Origin of the sequence: Yinghuangia soli, from assembly GCF_021502675.1 — a bacterium.
Taxonomy (GTDB): Bacteria; Actinomycetota; Actinomycetes; order Streptomycetales; family Streptomycetaceae; genus Yinghuangia; species Yinghuangia soli.
Genome location: NZ_JAKFHA010000015.1, coordinates 115,283 through 131,827, shown reverse-complemented (window position 1 = coordinate 131,827; position 16,545 = coordinate 115,283). Strand labels below are relative to the sequence as shown.

The window sequence follows — 16,545 nt, the reverse complement described above, 5'->3', positions numbered from 1 at the left end:
ACCGCCGCCGGGCGTCCGCCGGTCAGCGGTTCGTCCGTGCCCCGAGCCGTTCCAGCCGGCGGGCGGCGGCACTTACCGCGTGGCCGCGCCAGGACATGTCGTGCCAGGGGTCGTCGTCGAGGCGGTCGAGGACGGACTTCACGGTCCAGCGGCGGGCGTTCATGCCGGGCTCGGCGACCTCGGACCAGGTGACCGGGGCCGCGACGGGGGCGCCGGGGCGGGCGCGGACCGCGTAGGGGGCGACCGCGGTCTGGGCGTACCCGTTGCGCTGGACGTCCAGGTAGAGGCGGTTGCCGCGGGCCTGTTTGCGGGCCGCGGTGGTGAGGGTGTCGGGGTGCCGCGCGGTGAGCAGCGACGCCACGTCGAGGGCGAACCCGCGGGCCGTGTCGAAGTCGGCGCTGCGGTCCAGCGGGACGATGACGTGCAGGCCGCGCGAGCCGGTGGCCATGACCGCGCTGCGCAGCCGCAGTTCGTCCAGCAGAGCGCGGAGCGCGAGGGCGGCGTCGCGGACCGGGGCGAAGTCGTCGCGCGGCGGGTCGAGGTCGAAGACGAGGCGGTCGGGCTGCTCGGGGCGGTCGACCCGGGACTGCCAGCGGTGCGGCGTCACGCAGGCCTGGCCGGCGAGGTACACGAGCGTGGCGGTGTCGTCGGCGACCGGATGCACGACGGTGCCGCCCTCCTTGGGGAGTTCGGCGCGGCGGATCCAGTCCGGGAAGTACTCGGGGGTGTTCTTCTGCATCAGGGGGCGGTCGCCGATGCCGTCCGGGTAGCGCTCCATCATCAGCGCCCGGCCGCGCAGGTGCGGGAGCATGCGCGGGGCGACGGCCCGGTAGTAGTCGGCCAGGTCGGCCTTGGTCAGGCCGTCGTCCGGGAAGAGCACCTTGTCGGGACGGCTGATCTGCACCGTGCGCCTTCCGGCGCGGATGTCCATGGTCGCGGTCACCTGCGTCGCGCCTCCCGCCGGGCAGTTGGTCGGGCCTCGGGGGTGCCGAGGGTTTCCCTGACCAACTGCCCGCTGTGCGGGGTTTTACGGCGGCCCGCCGGTCACCAGATCTCGTCGACGTACCGGTCGGTGCCGGGGTGGGTGCGGAAGAACGGGGCGGCCAGGCGCGCGTCGGCGAGGCCGGCTGCCTCGACGGCGTCGGAGTAGGCGCGCAGCGCGGGGAGCGTCTCGCGGACGTCGCCGTGGCAGAAGAACAGCTGGACGAGCCGCCCGGCGCCGCCCGGGGCGCTGCCCAGCGGCATCGGCTGCTTGGTGCGGACTTCTTCCTCGCCCGGCGAGGGCGCCCACGACGAGGCGATCTCCAGCGCGGAGCCCTTGAGCAGGCCGGGCAGGTGGTCCCGGTCCAGGTCGGCGAGCAACTCGGCGGCGGTCCGGCCGCCGCGGGCGTCCAGCCACAGGGCGACGATGCCGTCGTAGCCGTGGTCGAGCGCCAGGTCGACGGGGACCGGGTCGTCGTCGCGGTAGGACGCGCCGAGGTGGTCGAAGAGCACGGTGTGCACGTGGGTGCGCTCCGCGAAGCCGCGCCCGGCACCGTACAGTGCGGCGACCTGCGGCCGCGCCCAGTCGTCGAAGTGCTCCTTGTGGCGGCCCTTCTCGACCCAGTAGATGCCGACGTAGCTGCCCGCATCAGCGGGCTCGGCCACCGGCTCGGCGCCGTCCGGGCCGCCCGCCCAGCGCAGGTCCTTGAGGGGGCGCGTGGCGACCCACCGGCTGCCCGCGAACAGATGCGGGCCGACCATGCAGCCGCCGTAGTAGTGGTCGCGCTCGTACCAGCGGTTGTAGGCGCGCTCGAACCCGCGATGCGGGTCGACCAGGGTCAGCAACATGCTGCCCACCTTGACCGGGTAGTCGTCGACACCGCCGACTTCCAACGGCTGATACGTCATGCCGAACCTCCAGGCTGCCGCGTCTCGGGGACGCCGTGCCTGCCGCGCCCCGGCACCCGGAACCTAAACTGATGCACCGTCAGTTTCAAGACGCAGGCGCCGTCGGGACGCCGGCACGGCCTGGTCAGAGCCGCTGGTACATCACATGCAGGCCGACGTCGCCGAGCTCGGGGTGGTGGAACGCCCCGGGCACCGTGCCCACGACCTCGAAGCCGATCGACTTCCACAGCGCGACCGCATGCGTGTTCGACTCGACGACCGCGTTGAACTGCATCGACCGGTAGCCCTCCGCCCGCGCCCAGGCCAGCACGTGCTCGCCCAGTGCCCGCCCCACGCCGCGGCCGCGGGCCGCCGGGTCGACCATGAAGCTCGCACTCGCGACGTGCGAGCCCGGGCCCATCTGGTTCGGGTTCATCTTGGCGCTGCCGAGCACGGTCCCGTCCGCGTCGACCGCGACCACCGTGCGGCCCGGCGGGGCGAGCATCCACAGGACCCGCCCGAACTCCTCGTCGGTGTCCCGCGGGTAGGTGTACGTCTCGCCGGCCCGGACGATCTCGCGGAAGAACGGCCAGATCGCCGGCCAGTCCTCGGGCACGGCGTCGCGGATCTCCATGCTGATCTTCATCCGGCCCACTCTGCCGTATCCGGGGCGGGGCCGTCGCGGGCATTTTCCGGCCTGCCGAGCGCGGCGCGGCGCCGACGATGTCCTCGGGCGCACCGGTCGCTTCCGCGCCCTCGCCGACGTCCGCACCGGCCGCGCTCGGCGCTCTGGTGCCCTGCTGGCCCGGTGGACACGGGACGGGCTAGGCCGAATGTATACGGACGAAGTATATTTATCTCGTACATTTACGACGTACTTATACAGGCTTGCACCGCCCGACAGGTCCGTCAACAGGTCCGTCGACAGGTCCGCAAGATCCCGCCCGGGAGGACGCGATGCCCACCGAACGCGAGTCCGGCCGCGGCCGCCTGAGCCGCGAGATCGTGCTCACCACCGCGCTCGCACTCGTCGACCGGGAGGGGCTGGACGCGCTCAGCATGCGCAAACTGGCGGGCGAGCTCGGCGTCGAGCCGATGGCGCTCTACCACTACGCGGAGAACAAGGACGCGCTGCTCGACGGGCTCGTCGAGCTGATGTTCGACGAGACCCACCAGGCCCTCGACGCGGGCCCGGAGGAGACCGGCGTCCGGGCCGAGATGCACCGGATCGCCCTGGCGTTCTACCGCGCCGCGAACACCCACCCGCAGGTGCTGCCGCTCGTGGTGTCCCGCCTGCTGACCGTGCCGCTGGTCCGGCGGCCTGCGCCGGTCCTGCGGCTGCCCGAGCGCGTGCTCGCGCGGCTCGCCGCCGAGGGCGTCGACGGCCCGAGCGCCATAAGGGCCTACCGCGCGTGCAGCGCATGGGCGCTGGGCTTCGCCATCATCGACCTGCGCGCGGTCGTGGACGCGCCGGACGAGACCGACCCGGGTTTCCGACTCGGCCTGCACCGGCTGCGCAAGGACTACCCGATGCTGCGCTCGCTCGCTCCGGTCATGGCCGAGGGCGGCGGCGAGCCGGAGTTCCTGGCCGGCCTGGACGCCCTGCTCGACGGTCTCGGCATCATCGACGAGGACTGAGCACGGCCGCCGCCGCGGCCGTGCACTTGTGCCGCTCCCGGTTGGGGAGCAAATTGGATCGGGGGCCGCCGGGCCCGCCCGGGTCCGCGCGGACGGACATCCAGGAGAGCGTCATGGCCATTCTCATGCGCATCGAAATCCCGATCACCGCGCAGCAGTACGACGCGCTGTTCGCCCGGCTCCAGAAGGAAGGGCCGGAGATCTTCACCGGCTGCCTCACCCATGTCGCGGTCGCCAAGGACGGCGGCATGGAGATCACCGACCTGTGGAACTCCCAGGCCGACATGGAGGCGTTCATGGCCCGCATGATGCCGATCAGCGCCGAGGTGGGCATCACGCCCGCGAACGGCCCGGAACCGAGCATCGTCGAGGTCCACAACCACTGGGTGCCGGGCGCCTGAGTACGTCCCGGGGGCGTCCCAGGGGCGTCCGGCTCCGGTCCGGACGCCCCCGGTCCTTCTCCCTGTCAGCCGCTGCGCTCGCGGTCCGGATCACCTGATTCTTCGCGCTGCTGGGGCAGTTGGCCCGGCTCGGTGTCGGCTGCCGGGTCCTCGCCAGAGGTTCCGGGCGGCGCTGCGGCAGCGTCGCCGACCGCCGCGGGGGCGGTCCGGCGGGCCCGGCGCTCCAGCCACACGACGAGCAGCGCCAGCGCGAGGGCCAGCGCCCACAGGCCGTACGGTGCGGCGTCCGACAGGATCCAGAACACCAGGGCGGCGGTCGCCGCGGTGTCCGCCAGGTCGGCCTCGGAGGCCTTCGTGCTGGAGAGCTTGGCCTGGGCGACCGGGAAGACCTCGGCGCCCTGGACCGTCGCGGTGATGCCCTTCGCGGACTCCAGCGCGATCGTCACGCCGGTCTCGGCGTCGACGTAGCCGGTCATGTCGGTGGTCGAGCGGTATTCGAGCGGCACGGTGTCCGGCTGCCCGGCCAGCGGCGCCGCCGGATTGAGCGCCTGCAGGGCCGCCTTCGGGAGCGCAGGCGGGAGTGCGCCCTTGACCGCGGGGTCGGCGAGCGGGCCTGCGGCGATGATGCGGTACACGTAGACCGTGCGGCCCTGCCGCTTGCCGCTGCCCGCATAGACGGCAGGCACGGTGGTCCGGGTCTCGGAGTCCCAGAACGTGTAGTCGCGCTTTTCGGGGGTGAGCGGGAAGCCGGCGCTGAGCCCCACGTGCGGCTCGGCCGGGACGTCGCGCGGCACCGGGCGCTCCATCAGCGTCTCGCGGTGCACGGCGTACTGGTGCTCGCTGACCGACACGATCTGCCGGGTCGGGCCGAACACTTCGGTGCGGTCGTTGAGCACGATCGTCGAACCCGAGGTGTGCACCGCCTTGACCTTGCGGTCCGCGGTCACCGGCAGGTCGCGGATCACGGCATTGGCGAAGTCGCCTTTGCCCATGGCCTGCGGGTCGAGTGCGGTCAGCGTGCCCTGGAACTGCATCTTGCCCTCGGCGTCGTCCGGCATCTGGTGCAGGGCCGGATAGACGGCGAACTTGCCTACTGCTCCTGCGGCGACGAGCAGTATCGAAACCGAGCTGAGGATCCATGATGCGCGGCGCATGCGATCTCCTGTGGTTCTCGTCGGCTGATCGACATGATCCAAAGGAAGCACGCGCGGGTGAGCGGAATAGACGTTTCGGTCCGAACTTCAACCTTTCGTGGTACAGGTCCTGTTCATGCCGCGACCGCCTGCCGGTCCTCCAGGGCGGCGAGCAGGCCCAGGCCCGGCCGGTCCAGCGAGCGCGCGGTGTTGCTCAGCAGGACGACGCCCACGCCCGCGTCCGGCGTGCAGCCGACGAACGAACGGAAGCCGCCCGTACCGCCGTTGTGCCAGTACTGCCGGTAGTCCTTGCCGTGCCGCCCGGTGCTGATCCAGCCCATGTGGGTGCGCTGGAAGGCGCTGTTGCGGAACTCCACGTCCCGGGCCAGCCGCATTGCGTCCGCCAACTCCCCGCTTCCCGGGTCGAGTTGGGCCTGTACGAAGACCGCCATGTCGCGGGCCGTGGAGCGCAGTCCGCCTGCGCCGACCAGGTCGGCGAGGTTCCAGGGCGCGACCGGTTTGCGGTTCTTGCCGTGCCCGGCGGCCCAGCGGCCGGCCCGCTCGGCGTCCACGTCCACCACGGTGTCGGCCATGCCGAGCGGTTCGAGGATCTCGCGGCCGATCAGCTCGGCGTACTCCAGCCCGGACCGCTCGGCGAGGGCGAGGCCGAGCAGGCCGCCGCCCAGGTTCGAGTAGCGGAACCGCTGGCCGGGCACCGAGCCGAGCTTGGTCTCGGCGAGCCCCTTGAGGAGCTTCTCGGCGGTGCAGGCGGCGTACGGGTCGGGGGCGTTCGGGCGCAGCAGCGCGGGCAGCAGCATGCCCTTGGGCAGCCGGGGCAGGCCGGAGGTGTGGGTGGCCAGGTGTTCGAGCGAGATGTACTGGCCGTCGCGGGTGGGCACCCGGCTCCACGGCGGCAGCACGTCCGCGAGGGGCTCGTCCAGTGCCGTGCTGCCGGCCACCGCCATGCGGGCCAGCGCCAGGGACGTGAAGGTCTTGGTGACCGAGCCGATCTCGAAGAGCGTGTCGGCCTCCGGGCAGGCCTTGCTGCCGCCGCCGAGCCGTCCGGCGCCGCGGATCTCCACCCGGTCCCCGGCGACCGCGGCGACCACGACGCCGACATGCTTCTGCGCCGTGAGCCGGTCGGCGGTGTGGTGGACCAGGTCCGCAAGGTCTGTCATGGACGACCATCCTGGTCGACGGGTCCGGCGGCGGCTTCCCCCGCCCCGACGATTTCGGGGCGGGGGTCTCCTCCCCGCGGGCGGGTGTCGTCCTACGGCGGGAGTAGACGCGCGGTCCGGCGGGCTCCGGAAAGCTGCGTACCGCTCTGTACCGCTCCGTGCCGCTCCGGATGAGCCGGGAAGACCCGGGCCGATGCGGGACGATGCGGAACGGCTCAGGCCTGCCCGGTGTCGAAGCGGCTGATCTTGTCGCCGTGCACGGTGAAGCGCCACGCGGTGCGCATGCTGCCCCAGGTGTCGTTGCGGTAGTCCGCGACGAAGGCCCGGCCGCCGTCGGACTCCGACACGACGTCGATGTGCCCCCGGGTGGTGAAGATCTCGCGGTCCGTCCAGTCCGCGAGGTCGCGCTCGGTGCCGTCGTCCGTCATGGTCGCGTCCGGCGTGAGCAACGCCAGGAAGGCGGCCTTGTCGTGGGTGTTCACCGCTTCGACGAACGCGCGCACGGTCGGGTCGGACAGCTGCTTGGTGGCGACCATCGGGGTCACGCTCCTTGCCTGGTTCAGGGAACCGGACCGGCGCGGTCGGCCGGTGCGGCCACCTCAGTCGACCATGCGGCGGCCGCGCCGGCTCTGTCGGAGTACGCGGAACGGGTGACGCCCGGACCGCCCCGCGGGCCGCGGCGCCCGGCGCTCCACCGGGCGGAAAAATCCGGGCGGCCGCAGGGGTCCCTTGTCAGGATGGGGTGATGACCGAGTTGCGCATCGCCCATACCGCCGACTTCGAACCGCACGAACTGGCCCTGGCCCGCAAGCTCCTCGACGACGTGTTCGAGGGGGACATGTCCGACGAGGACTGGGAGCACTGCCTCGGCGGCCTGCAGGCCCTGCTGTGGGAGGACGGCGAACTGGTCGGCCACGCGGCCCTGGTCCAGCGCCGGATGCTGCTCGGCGGCCGGGCCCTGCGCTGCGGATATGTCGAGGGTGTCGGGGTGCGCGCCGACCGGCGCCGGCGCGGCCACGCCGGAACCATGATGGCCGGGCTGGAGCGGGCCGTGGAGCGGGCGTACGACCTGGGCGTGCTGAGCGCGAGCGACGAGGCGGTGCCCTTCTATCTGTCGCGCGGCTGGCTGCCGTGGCAGGGGCCGACCTCGGCGCTGACTCCCGAGGGCCTGGTCGCCACGCCGGACGAAGACGACTCCGTCTATGTGTTCGGGTCCGGCGGGCCGGCCGACCGCACGGCGCCGCTCGCCGCCGACTGGCGGGACGGCGACGTGTGGTGACATCGGGTGGCGTCCCGCCGAGTGGTGCCGGCAATCTCGCGGCACCGGTCGTACGAACCGCGCTCACCGGCGTGCCGGTATCGACCTATGCACATGGCGGCGCTCGCTGCACCACTCTGCGGGACACAACCTGATGCCGGCGTCCCCAATCGCCTGAGGCCGCGCCTCGCGACGGATGTCGCGGGGCGCGGCCTCGTTTGTGGCAGGTGTCGCAGGTACTGCGGGTTCAGCGTTCAGCGTGTGGTGCAGGTGGAGCCGGCCGGTCAGCCGATCGGCAGGCCGCCGCCCAGCGGGGCGACGCCGCCGCCGAGGCCGGCGAGGCCGGCGCCGCCGAGCAGGCCGGTCACCTGGCCCAGGGAGTCGGCCCCGGGCACGCCGGGGAGGGAGGTTCCGGCAGCCTGGGCGCTGCCGGAGAGAGCGATGACGGACGACGCGGCCGCAAGGGCGGCGCAGGCGAGGACACGCTTTGTGGTGGTCACGGCCGACTCAACGAGCCGGATCGCCCGGGGGTCACTGTCCGGGACGGGAGTCGCCCGACCGGCGCAAGCGGACGCGCCACCGCCCTGCCGGAGCGTCAGCGGTACAGGTCGAGCACGGTGTGGCCGCAGCGGTTGCAGCGGCTGTCGCCGTCGGGCGGCCAGTCGTGCGCGTCGTCCGGGCAGACCGCCTCGGCGCGGATCGTCACCCTCGCGCAGGCCGCGCACCGGGTCATGGCCACGCCGGGCACCGCCGCCCAGACGTGCCCGGCCACCAGGTCCGCGCCGCCCGTCGACGGCACCCGGGCGCAGACCGCGCGGCGGATGAAGGTCACTTCTGTGGCCGCGCACTTGGCGCAGGTCCACCGGTTGGTGTGCACGCCGTCCGCGGAGCGTCCCAGGAGCCGGTGCTCCCAGGTGTGCGCACATGCTGTCCGGCCGGTCATGTCCGCTCCTCCCCCTGAAGCCACTTGGCCAGCGTCGCAGTGATCGGGGCCCGGGTCGCCACCTCCTGGAAGCCGAATTCGGGATTGGCGTTGGCGTCCAGGAACCACAGCGTCCCGTCGGCGTCCTCGGCGAGGTCGAAGGCCGCCAGGCTGAGGCCGGCCCGTTCCCGGTAGGCGCACAGGAGCCGGGCCGTCGCCGGGTCCAAGTCCTCGGCGTGGTAGAGGCATTCGTGCGGTCGGATGCGCCAGTCGAGCCGTGCCGCGGTGATGCGGCAGGCGAAGACATCGTCCCCGACCACGGTCACCCGCCAGTCCGCGACCTTGGGGGCGATCTCGCGCTGCAGCAGGCACAGTGCGCCTTGCAGCCCGCCCAGGTCGTCGCCGGGCGCGATGCGGAAGACCGGGGCGAACTGGGTGAAGCGCTGCGTGGTGGGCTTCACCACGGTCGGGCCTTCGGCGATGAACGCCGAGGCCTCGCGGGAGTCGGTCGTCACCAGGCTGTCCGGCACGGCCAGACCGACCTGGCGGGCCAGCGCGAGTTGCACCGGCTTGGGCCGGATGCGGGCCACGGCGGGCGGGCTGTTCATCCAGCGCCGGGCCGCGGTGCTGTTGCGCAGCATGCCTTCCAGCAGGCTGGTCGTCTCGTCGGCCGCCCAGGCCTCGTCGGCGGCCATCAGCCGCGGCGGGGTGGGCTTGCGCCACCACACCGCGGCGGTCGGTGCGATGATCCGGCCGTCGACCCGGCATTCGCCGTCCGGTGTGGGGGCGTTCAGCAGGGCGCCGGGACGCAGGCGCCCCGGATCGAGGCGGACGAACGCCTCGCGCGGGAGGCCCCGTACGACCATGTCGGCCGTGTAGTCGTCGTCGCTGGTGACGACGACGATGCCGACCGGGCGCGGCCGCCGGGGCATCTCAGTCGTCGTCCTTCTTGGCGCCGATCGGCTGCGGGTGGTTCGTGATGGTGAACCCGAACATCGGCCCGTGGACCGCCTCGACGAGGACGGCGCCGCCGTCCTCGAGGACGTTCAGGCCGGCCAAGGGGTCGTAGCGGTGCGCCGGGAGCACGGCCGCGGCCCCGTCCGGCGGTGCGTCGTCGCCGCGGTGTCGCTCGCGGAGCGCGAGGTATCTCAAGGGATTCTCCGTCTCGGCACGGCTGTTGCCAGGACTTCGACGCTACCCGTCCGGGCCCGGGGTATGGGATCACCCGCGGCTCCCCCGGGCTCGGCCCCTGTCCGGGCTCAGTCCCCGTCGCCCTGGGCCCGCATCAGGACGGGCAGCACCACCCAGCACAGCAGGATCAGCCCGGCGACCACGGCGGTGATCACCGCGGCGGCGGTGTCGTCGATCGCGACGCGCAGCAGGAGCAGGAGGGAGCAGCCGACCGTGCAGGCCAGCAGCCCCATGCCGACCGCGACCATCACGCCTGCGGTCTGCACCAGTTGCGGCTTGACCCGGCGCCCGGAGACCGCGAGGTGGCAGGCCACGATGCTGATCAGTGCGCCGGTCGACAGGGCGCCGAGGACCACGGCGGCGACGTACAGCCCGCGGTCGAAGTCGCCGAGTTCGGCGAACCGGGAGGTGAAGACGACGCTGAGCAGGAAGCCGAAGAGGATCTGCGCGCCGGTCTGGACGACCCGGACTTCCTGGACCGTCTCGTGCCAGCGCCGGTCGGCCCGCTCCTCGCGGGTCTCGTCCCGGCCGTCCTTGCGGTCGTCGGCTCGGCCGTCCCGGGCGTGGTCGCCGGGGCGGCCGCCGGACTCGGCAATGCTCACCGGCCCAGCGCCTTCGCCAGTTCGGCCTTCCGCATCGACGAACGGCCCTTGATGTTGCGCCGCTTGGCCTCGGCGTACAGCTGGTCGTACGTCGGTCCGGCGGCACCGGAGTGCGAGCGCAGCCCGCCGCGCCGCGAGGACGAGATGTCGTGCGTCGAGGAGCGGCTCGCGGTACGCGACTCGCCGGCCCGCGCGCGTTCCTTGTTCACCGTGCGGGCGGCGATCTCCTTGGCGCGCTTCTCGCTCGCGCCGCGCTTCTTGACGCTGTCCTTGATGTGCTCGTACTGGCGTTCCCGCTTGGGGCTCGAACCCCGGGGCATGGCGATCACTGCCTTTCGGTGCGCTTGTCGACGTCCGCGACCAGGGCCACGAACTCGTCGAACTCGATGCGCCCGGAATCGTCCACGTCGAAGCCGCGCAGTAGTTGCTCGACGGCAGCGCCGGGCGCCGGAAGGCCGAGGTGGTCGAGGGCCGCGTTCAGCTGCCGGGTGTCCAGCCGCCCGTCGCCTTCGATGTCGAATTTCGCGAAGACCTCGGCGCAGCGGAACCGGTCGATCTGGGTGGCCATCGGGTGCCTCCTGGGTGCGGACGCTTCGTACATGCCGTCGCCCCCTGTGCGGCCGCTGCCCGATACGCCGCGGAGTACACCTGGGCACGGCACCCGTACGCCGGTCGGGTGCCGTGCCGGGGTGGTTCAGGACGTTGCGGTGCGTCCGGCGACGAAGGCGTCGATGTGGGTGCCGACGTGGTCGATCATCTCGTCGCTGAGGCCGTGGTTGCAGGAGATGAGCACGCCGTACTCCATGACCTCGTCGGCGCCCGGCAGGCCGCCGGCCGGCTGCCGGAACGCGGCGTCCTTCATGAACGGCTGGCGGGCCGCGTTGCCGGTCCACACGACGCGCGTGTCGATGCCCTGCGCCTCCAGGTACTGCTGGAGGTCGCTGCGGCCGAAGCCGGCGTCCGGCTTGACCAGGAAGCAGAACGACAGCCAGGCGGTGTCCAGGCCCTCGGTCTGCCGGGGCGGCGTGAAGTGCGCGGGGTGGCGGCGCAGGATCTCCGAGAAGCGCCGGAAGTTGTGCTGCCGGCGCTCGTAGTTGAGGGGCAGCTTCTTGACCTGCGGGACGCCGAAGGCCGCGCAGAGTTCGGTGGGCAGGAAGTTCCAGCCGGCCTCGTCGAAGATGAACATGTTGTCGTAGCTGATGCCGTCCAGGTCGGTCCAGAAGTCGCGGGAGCCGGCCTTGGAGCCGAACAGCTGCGTCTCGGAGCGGCGGCCCCAGCCGCGCAGGGTCAGGCAGCGGTCGCGCAGGTCGTCGTCGTCCAGCATCACCATGCCGCCGGTGCCGGCCGCGGTGATGATGTGCGACAGCGAGAAGCTGGTCACCGAGATGTCGGAGCGGGTGCCGGTGGGGGTGCCGTGCAGGGTGGCGCCGACCGCGTCGCACGAGTCCTCGATGACCTTGAGGCCGTGCCGGTCGGCGATCTCGCGGATGGCGTCCCAGTCGGGGGCGTTGCCGGCCAGGTTGGGGATGAGGACGGCGCCGGTCTTGTCGGTGACCATCTCCTCGATCTTCGTGACGTCGATCTGGAAGGTGTCCGGCTCGACGTCCACGAAGACCGGGATCAGACCGGCGCGCAGCAGCGAGGACAGGTCGGTGGAGAAGGTCAGCGGCGAGGTGATGACCTCGGTGCCGGGGGCGAGGCCGAGGAGTTCGACGGCGAGGAAAAGCGCGGCGGAGCCCGAGCTGACCATCACGCCGTGGCGCTTGCCGAACAGGTCGGCGACGCGGCGCTCCATCTCGGCCACGTTGGGGCCGATGCGCAGGCCGTTCTGGCCCTGGGTCAGGACGGCCATGACCGCGTCTATCTCGTCCTGGTCGTACACCGCGGTCGCGTAGACGACCTTCTTCTGCTCGGTCATGTGTTCAGGCCTTTCGGGTCGGGATGTGCCATTGCAGTTCGATGTGCTGGCCGAGGCCGAGGAGGCCGCAGGCGACTACGTCGGTGCGGACGAAGGCCTGCACCATCGCGTCGGTGGCGGCGCCGGGGTCGCCGGGGCGGAAGACCGCCGCGACCTCGATGCGGCCGGCGAGTTCGGGGTCGGTGCGGCCGGCTTCGCCGATGCGGTCGAGCGCGGCGTCCAGGGCTGCTTCGCTCGGCAGCCGCAGGCCGAAGTGGTACGAGAGCTGCGGCTCGGCGCGCATGCGCGCGGCCCAGGCATCCCGGGCCTCGGCGAGCGGCCCGGTGCCGGATGCCGCGTCGAGGGCCTGTTCGAAGGCCCACTGCTCGGGGGTCGCCTCGGAGGCGTACAGGACGTTGGTGAGGTAGTCGGAGACGTCCGGCTCGACGAACGCGGTGAAGAAGTGCCCGCCGCGGTCGACGACACGGCAGCCGAGGAGTTCCAGGACCCGTTGCGCGAGGGCGCGTTCACCGGGCCGGTGGACGAGCTCGGCGTGCGTGAGGCGCCGCAGTGCGGTGTCGTCCGGAACCGCAGGCATGGCGGTGCTCCTCGTCCTCGGGGTCCGGCCGGCTGGTACCGGCGGGGCTGACGCCCTGTCAGCTTTCATCACCATCATGGCTATCATGGCCATGATGGGGCTCGCAAGGCTCCGCGGCGAGGAGGGAGGTGGTGGCAGGTCGGGCGCTACAGGTCGTAGAGGATCGGGGCGACCGCACGGGCGAGGCGCCCGAGCCAGGCGTCGGCACCGCCGCGGACATGCGGGTGCGCGGCCTGGAACGCGCGCCAGTCCACATCCCAGCGGGAGATCGCGTCGGCGTCGAAGCATGTGGCGAGGCGGTCGGCGGCCTCGGCGCGCGGGATGCCCATGACCCGGGCGAGCAGCGCGCCGCTGAGGGTGGCGGCGTAGGCCTCGGCGAGGAGGACGGCGTCGTAGAGGTCCTTGCCCTGGGCGCGCGGAGCGGGCTGCCAGGGGTCGTCGGGATCGACGCGGGTGGCATCGCTTTGCAGCCACTGGAGCTTCCAGGCGAGCGAGAGCTCAGGGCTCGCCGCCTGGACGGTCGTCGGCGGGCCGCCGTCGCCGCGGGGAATGCGGGCCTGGACGGGCGGCTCGTGGATCGGCTCGTCGTGCGCAAAGTCGATCCGCGTCCAGCCGCGCTCGCCCGTTTCGGACGTCCACGGGATCGCGAGCCGCAGACCGGCGGGCCCGTCGAAGGGGGCAGTTCCGGCGGTGTAGTACTGCCCGAGGCCATCGAGGAGGCGCCGGTCGGGGTCGAAACGCACACCGGGCGCGGCATCCGGCCTCTCCCGCAGCAGGACGACGAAGTCGGCGACGGGGTCGGGCCCTTCCGCATCCTGCCCGGGCACCACGATCCAGTCCAGGTCGGCGGGTTCGCGGGCGCGGTCGCCTGCCCACGCGAGCATCGCCATGCTGCCTCGCAACACCAGCTGGTCCGCCCAAGGCGACTCCGCGATCAGCGCCAGGACGTGGTCCAGTGCGGCGCGCTGCGCTCCGCCCGAGCCCTGTGCGTCGGCCATCGCGTACCGCCTTCCCGTTGCCGTCGTGCCGCGCCGGGTCCTGCGGACCCGGCGGGCGCAACGTACCGCAGCGCGGCGGCGCCGGGCGGCGCTCAGTTCTCCGCGGCCCTGGCGTACCGCTCGGCCAGGAGCCGCAGGTGCTCGACCAGTTCGGGGGCGTTCTCCACGGTGAAGTCGCAGCCGAGCATGCCGAGCCACACTGCCAGGGTCTCCGGGTTGTCCGAACCGGTCGACAGGTAGCAGGAGTTCTCGTCGCGCGGCTCGACCGTGCCGACGAAGCCCGGGATACGCCCGGAGATCTCCGCCGCGGGCGCGTGCACGGTCACCCGGGCCCGGGTGCGCCACGGGGCTGCGGCGACCCGGCTGGAGACGTACTCGGCGATGTCCTCGGCCGGCAGGTCGCGCGGCGTGAAGCGGGGGCCGGTCGGCGTGCGCGGCGCGACCCGGTCGACCCGGAAGATGCGCCAGTCCTCGCGCTGCACGTCCCAGGCCACCAGGTACCAGCGGCGGCCCCAGTTGACCATGCGGTACGGCTCGACGTTGCGCAGCGTCTCGGCCCCCGAGTAGTCCCGGTAGTCGAACCGCAGGCGCTCGTGGTCGCGGCAGGCGGCCGCGATCGTGGTGAGCACCTCGGCGTCCACCCGCGGCCCGTCCTGGCCGGGCACCGGCACGGTGTACGTCTGCAGCGCGTTGACGCGGCGCCGCAGCCGGTTGGGCAGCACCTGTTCGAGCTTGGCGAGCGCACGCAGCGAGGTCTCCTCGATGCCCGCGACCGTGCCGCCGGCCGCGGTGCGCAAGCCGACGGCCACCGCCACGGCTTCTTCGTCGTCGAGGAGGAGCGGGGGCAGGGACGCCCCGGCGCCGAGGCGGTAGCCGCCCGCGGCGCCGCGCGTCGCATGCACCGGATAGCCGAGGTTGCGCAGCCGTTCGACGTCGTTGCGCACGGTCCGTGCGGTGACGTCGAGGCGCTCGGCCAGTTCGGTGCCGGTCCAGTCGCGGTGGGTCTGCAGCAGAGAGAGCAGACGCAGAAGTCGTGCCGAGGTCTCCAACATGATTTCGACTCTGCCCTTCCTTTAGGAACGAAGCTTGCCTAATAGCCTTCTAAAGTTCTAGCAGTGGAGGAAAGCGGTGGCCACCGAACTCCCGAAGTACCAGGTCAGAGCAGCTGCAGCCGGCTCGAACGGCGCAACGGCCCGGACCGCAGGACCCCGGTACGTCCCCTGTTCAGCGACCCCCAAGGAGCTCTCCCGTGAGCGCAGTCCTGGAGTCCGCGGCGATGCCCGCGGCCGCCGCCGGAACCCCGTCCGCCCCCGAGCGGACCGGCGCCGACCGCAAGTGGCTCGGCCTGGCCGTGATCCTCGCGGCCACCCTGATGAACCTGCTGGACGCCTCCATCGTGAACGTCGCCGCCCCGGCGATCCGCGCGGACCTGGGCGGTTCGTACTCCGCACTGCAGTGGATGGCCGCCGCGTACACCCTGGCGCTGGCCGCCGGGCTGCTGACCGGCGGGCGGCTGGGCGACGTCTTCGGCCGCAAGCGCATGATGCAGATCGGCATCGTCGGCTTCGTGGCCGCGTCGGTGCTGTGCGCGCTCGCGTGGTCGCCGGAGGCGCTGATCGGGGCGCGCGTGCTCCAGGGCCTGGCCGGCGCGATCATGATCCCGCAGGGCTTCGGGCTGATCCGGGACCTGTTCCCGCCGCAGGAGATGGGCAAGGCGTTCGCCGCCTTCGGCCCGGCGATCGGTCTCGCCACGATCCTCGGCCCGATCGTGGCCGGCGCGCTGGTGGACGCCGACCTGCTCGGCACCGGATGGCGCATGATCTTCCTGATCAACGTCCCGCTCGGCGCGTTCGCCCTGCTGGCCGGCAAGTACGCGCTGCCCGCGAAGCCGCCGGTCGCCACCACCGACAAGTCCTTCGACCTGGGCGGCATCCTGCTCGGCGGCGCCGGGATGTTCATGCTGGTCTACCCGCTGGTGCAGGGCCAGGAAAAGGGCTGGCCGCTCTGGATGTTCGGGATGCTCGCCGGTGCGGTCGCGGTGCTGGCCGGATTCGTCGCGCACACCCTGCGCCGCACCGCCCGCGGTGCGCAGGCCCCGCTGGTGCAGCTGAGCGTGTTCGCGAAGCGCTCGTACAGCTCGGGTGTGCTCTTCGTCATCGTCTTCTTCGGCGCGATCGTCGGACTCTCGCTCACCATCGGCCTGTTCCTGCAGCTCGGCCTCGGCTTCAGCGCGATGCGGGCGAGCCTGACGATGGGCGCCTGGGCGGCCGGCGCGTTCGTCGGCTCGGGCATCGGCGGCGCACTGATGACCAAGCTGGGCCGCAAGATCCTGCACATCGGCCTGGCCATCATGGCGGTCGGCATCGGCGGCCTGTACGCGGTCTTCGCGACCGCCACCCCGGACATGGGCAGCGGCATCCTGGTGGCGCCGTTCCTGGTCTTCGGGCTCGGCATGGGCATGATCTTCGTCCCGCTGTTCGACATCATCATGGGCGACATCAAGGACCACGAAGTCGGTTCGGCGTCCAGCGCGCTGGAGTCGATGCAGCAGCTCGCCGCAGCCCTGGGCGTGGCGGTGTTCGGCACGGTGTTCTTCAGCATGGACGGCGCCGCCATGCACCAGCAGTCGGCCCTGGACGCGGTGGCCATGGCCTCCCTGATCGCCCTGGCCCTGACCGCGGTGGCCTTCGTCCTCGGCTTCCTCCTCCCGAAGCACGCCCGCCAGGGCGGCCACTGACACGGCGCCCGAACAGGTGAACCGAACAGCACGACCGGGCCGAGGGTGGTGGCCAGTAGTTCTACGGATTCGGGAATCGGTGGGGGTGCCTAGCGTTGTGGTCAGCGACGAGGAGGGTGGGAA

General features: G+C 72.3%; 21 protein-coding genes. 4 read left to right on the top strand and 17 right to left on the bottom strand.

Annotated elements, in window-relative coordinates:
* Nucleotides 1-22 precede the first annotated feature (22 nt).
* From ligD to LZ495_RS24170, 3 genes are all read right to left on the bottom strand, one after another.
* Nucleotides 23-931, bottom strand: a complete 909-nt coding sequence (gene ligD, locus LZ495_RS24180) for a non-homologous end-joining DNA ligase (RefSeq protein WP_235055023.1) — start codon at nt 929-931, stop codon at nt 23-25.
* A 113-nt stretch (nt 932-1,044) separates the two neighbouring features.
* Nucleotides 1,045-1,890, bottom strand: a complete 846-nt coding sequence (locus LZ495_RS24175) for a hypothetical protein (protein ID WP_235054958.1) — start codon at nt 1,888-1,890, stop codon at nt 1,045-1,047.
* Between the two features lie 124 nt (nt 1,891-2,014).
* A complete protein-coding gene (locus tag LZ495_RS24170) occupies nt 2,015-2,515 on the bottom strand; it encodes a GNAT family N-acetyltransferase (RefSeq protein ID WP_235054957.1) in 501 nt (166 codons plus the stop codon).
* 311 nt (nt 2,516-2,826) lie between these two features.
* Between LZ495_RS24170 and LZ495_RS24165 the strand changes: the two genes are divergently transcribed.
* Nucleotides 2,827-3,507 carry a TetR family transcriptional regulator gene (locus tag LZ495_RS24165; protein WP_235054956.1) on the top strand — a complete coding sequence of 227 codons (681 nt, stop codon included), beginning with the start codon at nt 2,827-2,829 and terminating at the stop codon, nt 3,505-3,507.
* Between the two features lie 113 nt (nt 3,508-3,620).
* Entirely contained in the window at nt 3,621-3,908 is a 288-nt protein-coding gene (locus LZ495_RS24160) for a hypothetical protein (protein WP_235054955.1), read from the top strand.
* Between the two features lie 65 nt (nt 3,909-3,973).
* Here LZ495_RS24160 and LZ495_RS24155 read toward each other — a convergent pair whose 3' ends face one another.
* From LZ495_RS24155 to LZ495_RS24145, 3 genes are all read right to left on the bottom strand, one after another.
* Nucleotides 3,974-5,062: a porin PorA family protein gene (locus LZ495_RS24155; RefSeq protein ID WP_235054954.1), complete on the bottom strand. Its 1,089-nt coding sequence runs from the start codon at nt 5,060-5,062 to the stop codon at nt 3,974-3,976.
* A gap of 113 nt (nt 5,063-5,175) precedes the next feature.
* Complete coding sequence (locus LZ495_RS24150; RefSeq protein ID WP_235054953.1) at nt 5,176-6,219, bottom strand: serine hydrolase domain-containing protein; 1,044 nt, start codon at nt 6,217-6,219, stop codon at nt 5,176-5,178.
* 215 nt (nt 6,220-6,434) lie between these two features.
* Nucleotides 6,435-6,755, bottom strand: a complete 321-nt coding sequence (locus tag LZ495_RS24145) for a nuclear transport factor 2-like protein (protein WP_235054952.1) — start codon at nt 6,753-6,755, stop codon at nt 6,435-6,437.
* Between the two features lie 209 nt (nt 6,756-6,964).
* On the opposite strand from LZ495_RS24145, the gene LZ495_RS24140 reads away from it, so the two are divergent.
* Nucleotides 6,965-7,498, top strand: coding sequence for a GNAT family N-acetyltransferase (locus LZ495_RS24140; RefSeq protein WP_235054951.1), 534 nt, complete (start codon nt 6,965-6,967; stop codon nt 7,496-7,498).
* A 263-nt stretch (nt 7,499-7,761) separates the two neighbouring features.
* Here the strand turns inward: LZ495_RS24140 and LZ495_RS24135 are convergent, their stop codons facing one another.
* From LZ495_RS24135 to LZ495_RS24085, 11 genes are all read right to left on the bottom strand, one after another.
* A complete protein-coding gene (locus LZ495_RS24135) occupies nt 7,762-7,977 on the bottom strand; it encodes a hypothetical protein (RefSeq protein ID WP_235054950.1) in 216 nt (71 codons plus the stop codon).
* Nucleotides 7,978-8,072: 95 nt separating this feature from the next.
* On the bottom strand, nt 8,073-8,420 hold the full coding sequence (locus tag LZ495_RS24130) for a hypothetical protein (RefSeq protein WP_235054949.1): 348 nt from the start codon (nt 8,418-8,420) through the stop codon (nt 8,073-8,075).
* The gene (locus tag LZ495_RS24125; RefSeq protein ID WP_235054948.1) at nt 8,417-9,331 is read right to left on the bottom strand and encodes an MvdC/MvdD family ATP grasp protein; all 915 of its coding nucleotides are present in this window, start codon (nt 9,329-9,331) and stop codon (nt 8,417-8,419) included. Before LZ495_RS24125 ends, LZ495_RS24130 begins: the two co-directional genes overlap by 4 nt.
* A 1-nt stretch (nt 9,332) precedes the next feature.
* Entirely contained in the window at nt 9,333-9,551 is a 219-nt protein-coding gene (locus tag LZ495_RS24120) for a hypothetical protein (protein ID WP_235054947.1), read from the bottom strand.
* Between the two features lie 107 nt (nt 9,552-9,658).
* On the bottom strand, nt 9,659-10,192 hold the full coding sequence (locus LZ495_RS24115) for a DUF6328 family protein (protein WP_235054946.1): 534 nt from the start codon (nt 10,190-10,192) through the stop codon (nt 9,659-9,661).
* Nucleotides 10,189-10,512 (bottom strand): plasmid stabilization protein, encoded by a 324-nt coding sequence (locus LZ495_RS24110; protein ID WP_235055022.1) that lies wholly within the window; start codon nt 10,510-10,512, stop codon nt 10,189-10,191. Before LZ495_RS24110 ends, LZ495_RS24115 begins: the two co-directional genes overlap by 4 nt.
* A 5-nt stretch (nt 10,513-10,517) precedes the next feature.
* Nucleotides 10,518-10,760 carry an EF-hand domain-containing protein gene (locus LZ495_RS24105; RefSeq protein ID WP_235054945.1) on the bottom strand — a complete coding sequence of 81 codons (243 nt, stop codon included), beginning with the start codon at nt 10,758-10,760 and terminating at the stop codon, nt 10,518-10,520.
* A 126-nt stretch (nt 10,761-10,886) separates the two neighbouring features.
* Nucleotides 10,887-12,110: a DegT/DnrJ/EryC1/StrS family aminotransferase gene (locus LZ495_RS24100; RefSeq protein ID WP_235054944.1), complete on the bottom strand. Its 1,224-nt coding sequence runs from the start codon at nt 12,108-12,110 to the stop codon at nt 10,887-10,889.
* A gap of 4 nt (nt 12,111-12,114) precedes the next feature.
* The gene (locus tag LZ495_RS24095) at nt 12,115-12,687 is read right to left on the bottom strand and encodes a hypothetical protein (protein WP_235054943.1); all 573 of its coding nucleotides are present in this window, start codon (nt 12,685-12,687) and stop codon (nt 12,115-12,117) included.
* Between the two features lie 146 nt (nt 12,688-12,833).
* Entirely contained in the window at nt 12,834-13,685 is an 852-nt protein-coding gene (locus tag LZ495_RS24090) for a nucleotidyl transferase AbiEii/AbiGii toxin family protein (RefSeq protein ID WP_235054942.1), read from the bottom strand.
* 92 nt (nt 13,686-13,777) lie between these two features.
* A complete protein-coding gene (locus LZ495_RS24085; RefSeq protein WP_235054941.1) occupies nt 13,778-14,737 on the bottom strand; it encodes a helix-turn-helix transcriptional regulator in 960 nt (319 codons plus the stop codon).
* A gap of 197 nt (nt 14,738-14,934) precedes the next feature.
* Here LZ495_RS24085 and LZ495_RS24080 point away from each other — a divergent pair, with 197 nt between their 5' ends.
* On the top strand, nt 14,935-16,422 hold the full coding sequence (locus tag LZ495_RS24080; protein ID WP_235054940.1) for an MFS transporter: 1,488 nt from the start codon (nt 14,935-14,937) through the stop codon (nt 16,420-16,422).
* The last annotated feature ends 123 nt before the right edge of the window (nt 16,423-16,545 follow it).

Coding starts and splice junctions, on each gene's coding strand:
- LZ495_RS24105 (WP_235054945.1), bottom strand. CDS start 10,760: ATGGCCACCCAGATCGACCGGTTCCGCTGCGCCGAGGTCTTCGCGAAA.
- LZ495_RS24175 (WP_235054958.1), bottom strand. CDS start 1,890: ATGACGTATCAGCCGTTGGAAGTCGGCGGTGTCGACGACTACCCGGTC.
- LZ495_RS24145 (WP_235054952.1), bottom strand. CDS start 6,755: ATGGTCGCCACCAAGCAGCTGTCCGACCCGACCGTGCGCGCGTTCGTC.
- LZ495_RS24085 (WP_235054941.1), bottom strand. CDS start 14,737: ATGTTGGAGACCTCGGCACGACTTCTGCGTCTGCTCTCTCTGCTGCAG.
- LZ495_RS24160 (WP_235054955.1), top strand. CDS start 3,621: ATGGCCATTCTCATGCGCATCGAAATCCCGATCACCGCGCAGCAGTAC.
- LZ495_RS24165 (WP_235054956.1), top strand. CDS start 2,827: ATGCCCACCGAACGCGAGTCCGGCCGCGGCCGCCTGAGCCGCGAGATC.
- LZ495_RS24125 (WP_235054948.1), bottom strand. CDS start 9,331: ATGCCCCGGCGGCCGCGCCCGGTCGGCATCGTCGTCGTCACCAGCGAC.
- LZ495_RS24140 (WP_235054951.1), top strand. CDS start 6,965: ATGACCGAGTTGCGCATCGCCCATACCGCCGACTTCGAACCGCACGAA.
- LZ495_RS24170 (WP_235054957.1), bottom strand. CDS start 2,515: ATGAAGATCAGCATGGAGATCCGCGACGCCGTGCCCGAGGACTGGCCG.
- LZ495_RS24100 (WP_235054944.1), bottom strand. CDS start 12,110: ATGACCGAGCAGAAGAAGGTCGTCTACGCGACCGCGGTGTACGACCAG.
- LZ495_RS24130 (WP_235054949.1), bottom strand. CDS start 8,420: ATGACCGGCCGGACAGCATGTGCGCACACCTGGGAGCACCGGCTCCTG.
- LZ495_RS24095 (WP_235054943.1), bottom strand. CDS start 12,687: ATGCCTGCGGTTCCGGACGACACCGCACTGCGGCGCCTCACGCACGCC.
- LZ495_RS24150 (WP_235054953.1), bottom strand. CDS start 6,219: ATGACAGACCTTGCGGACCTGGTCCACCACACCGCCGACCGGCTCACG.
- LZ495_RS24110 (WP_235055022.1), bottom strand. CDS start 10,512: ATGCCCCGGGGTTCGAGCCCCAAGCGGGAACGCCAGTACGAGCACATC.
- LZ495_RS24155 (WP_235054954.1), bottom strand. CDS start 5,062: ATGCGCCGCGCATCATGGATCCTCAGCTCGGTTTCGATACTGCTCGTC.
- ligD (WP_235055023.1), bottom strand. CDS start 931: ATGGACATCCGCGCCGGAAGGCGCACGGTGCAGATCAGCCGTCCCGAC.
- LZ495_RS24090 (WP_235054942.1), bottom strand. CDS start 13,685: ATGGCCGACGCACAGGGCTCGGGCGGAGCGCAGCGCGCCGCACTGGAC.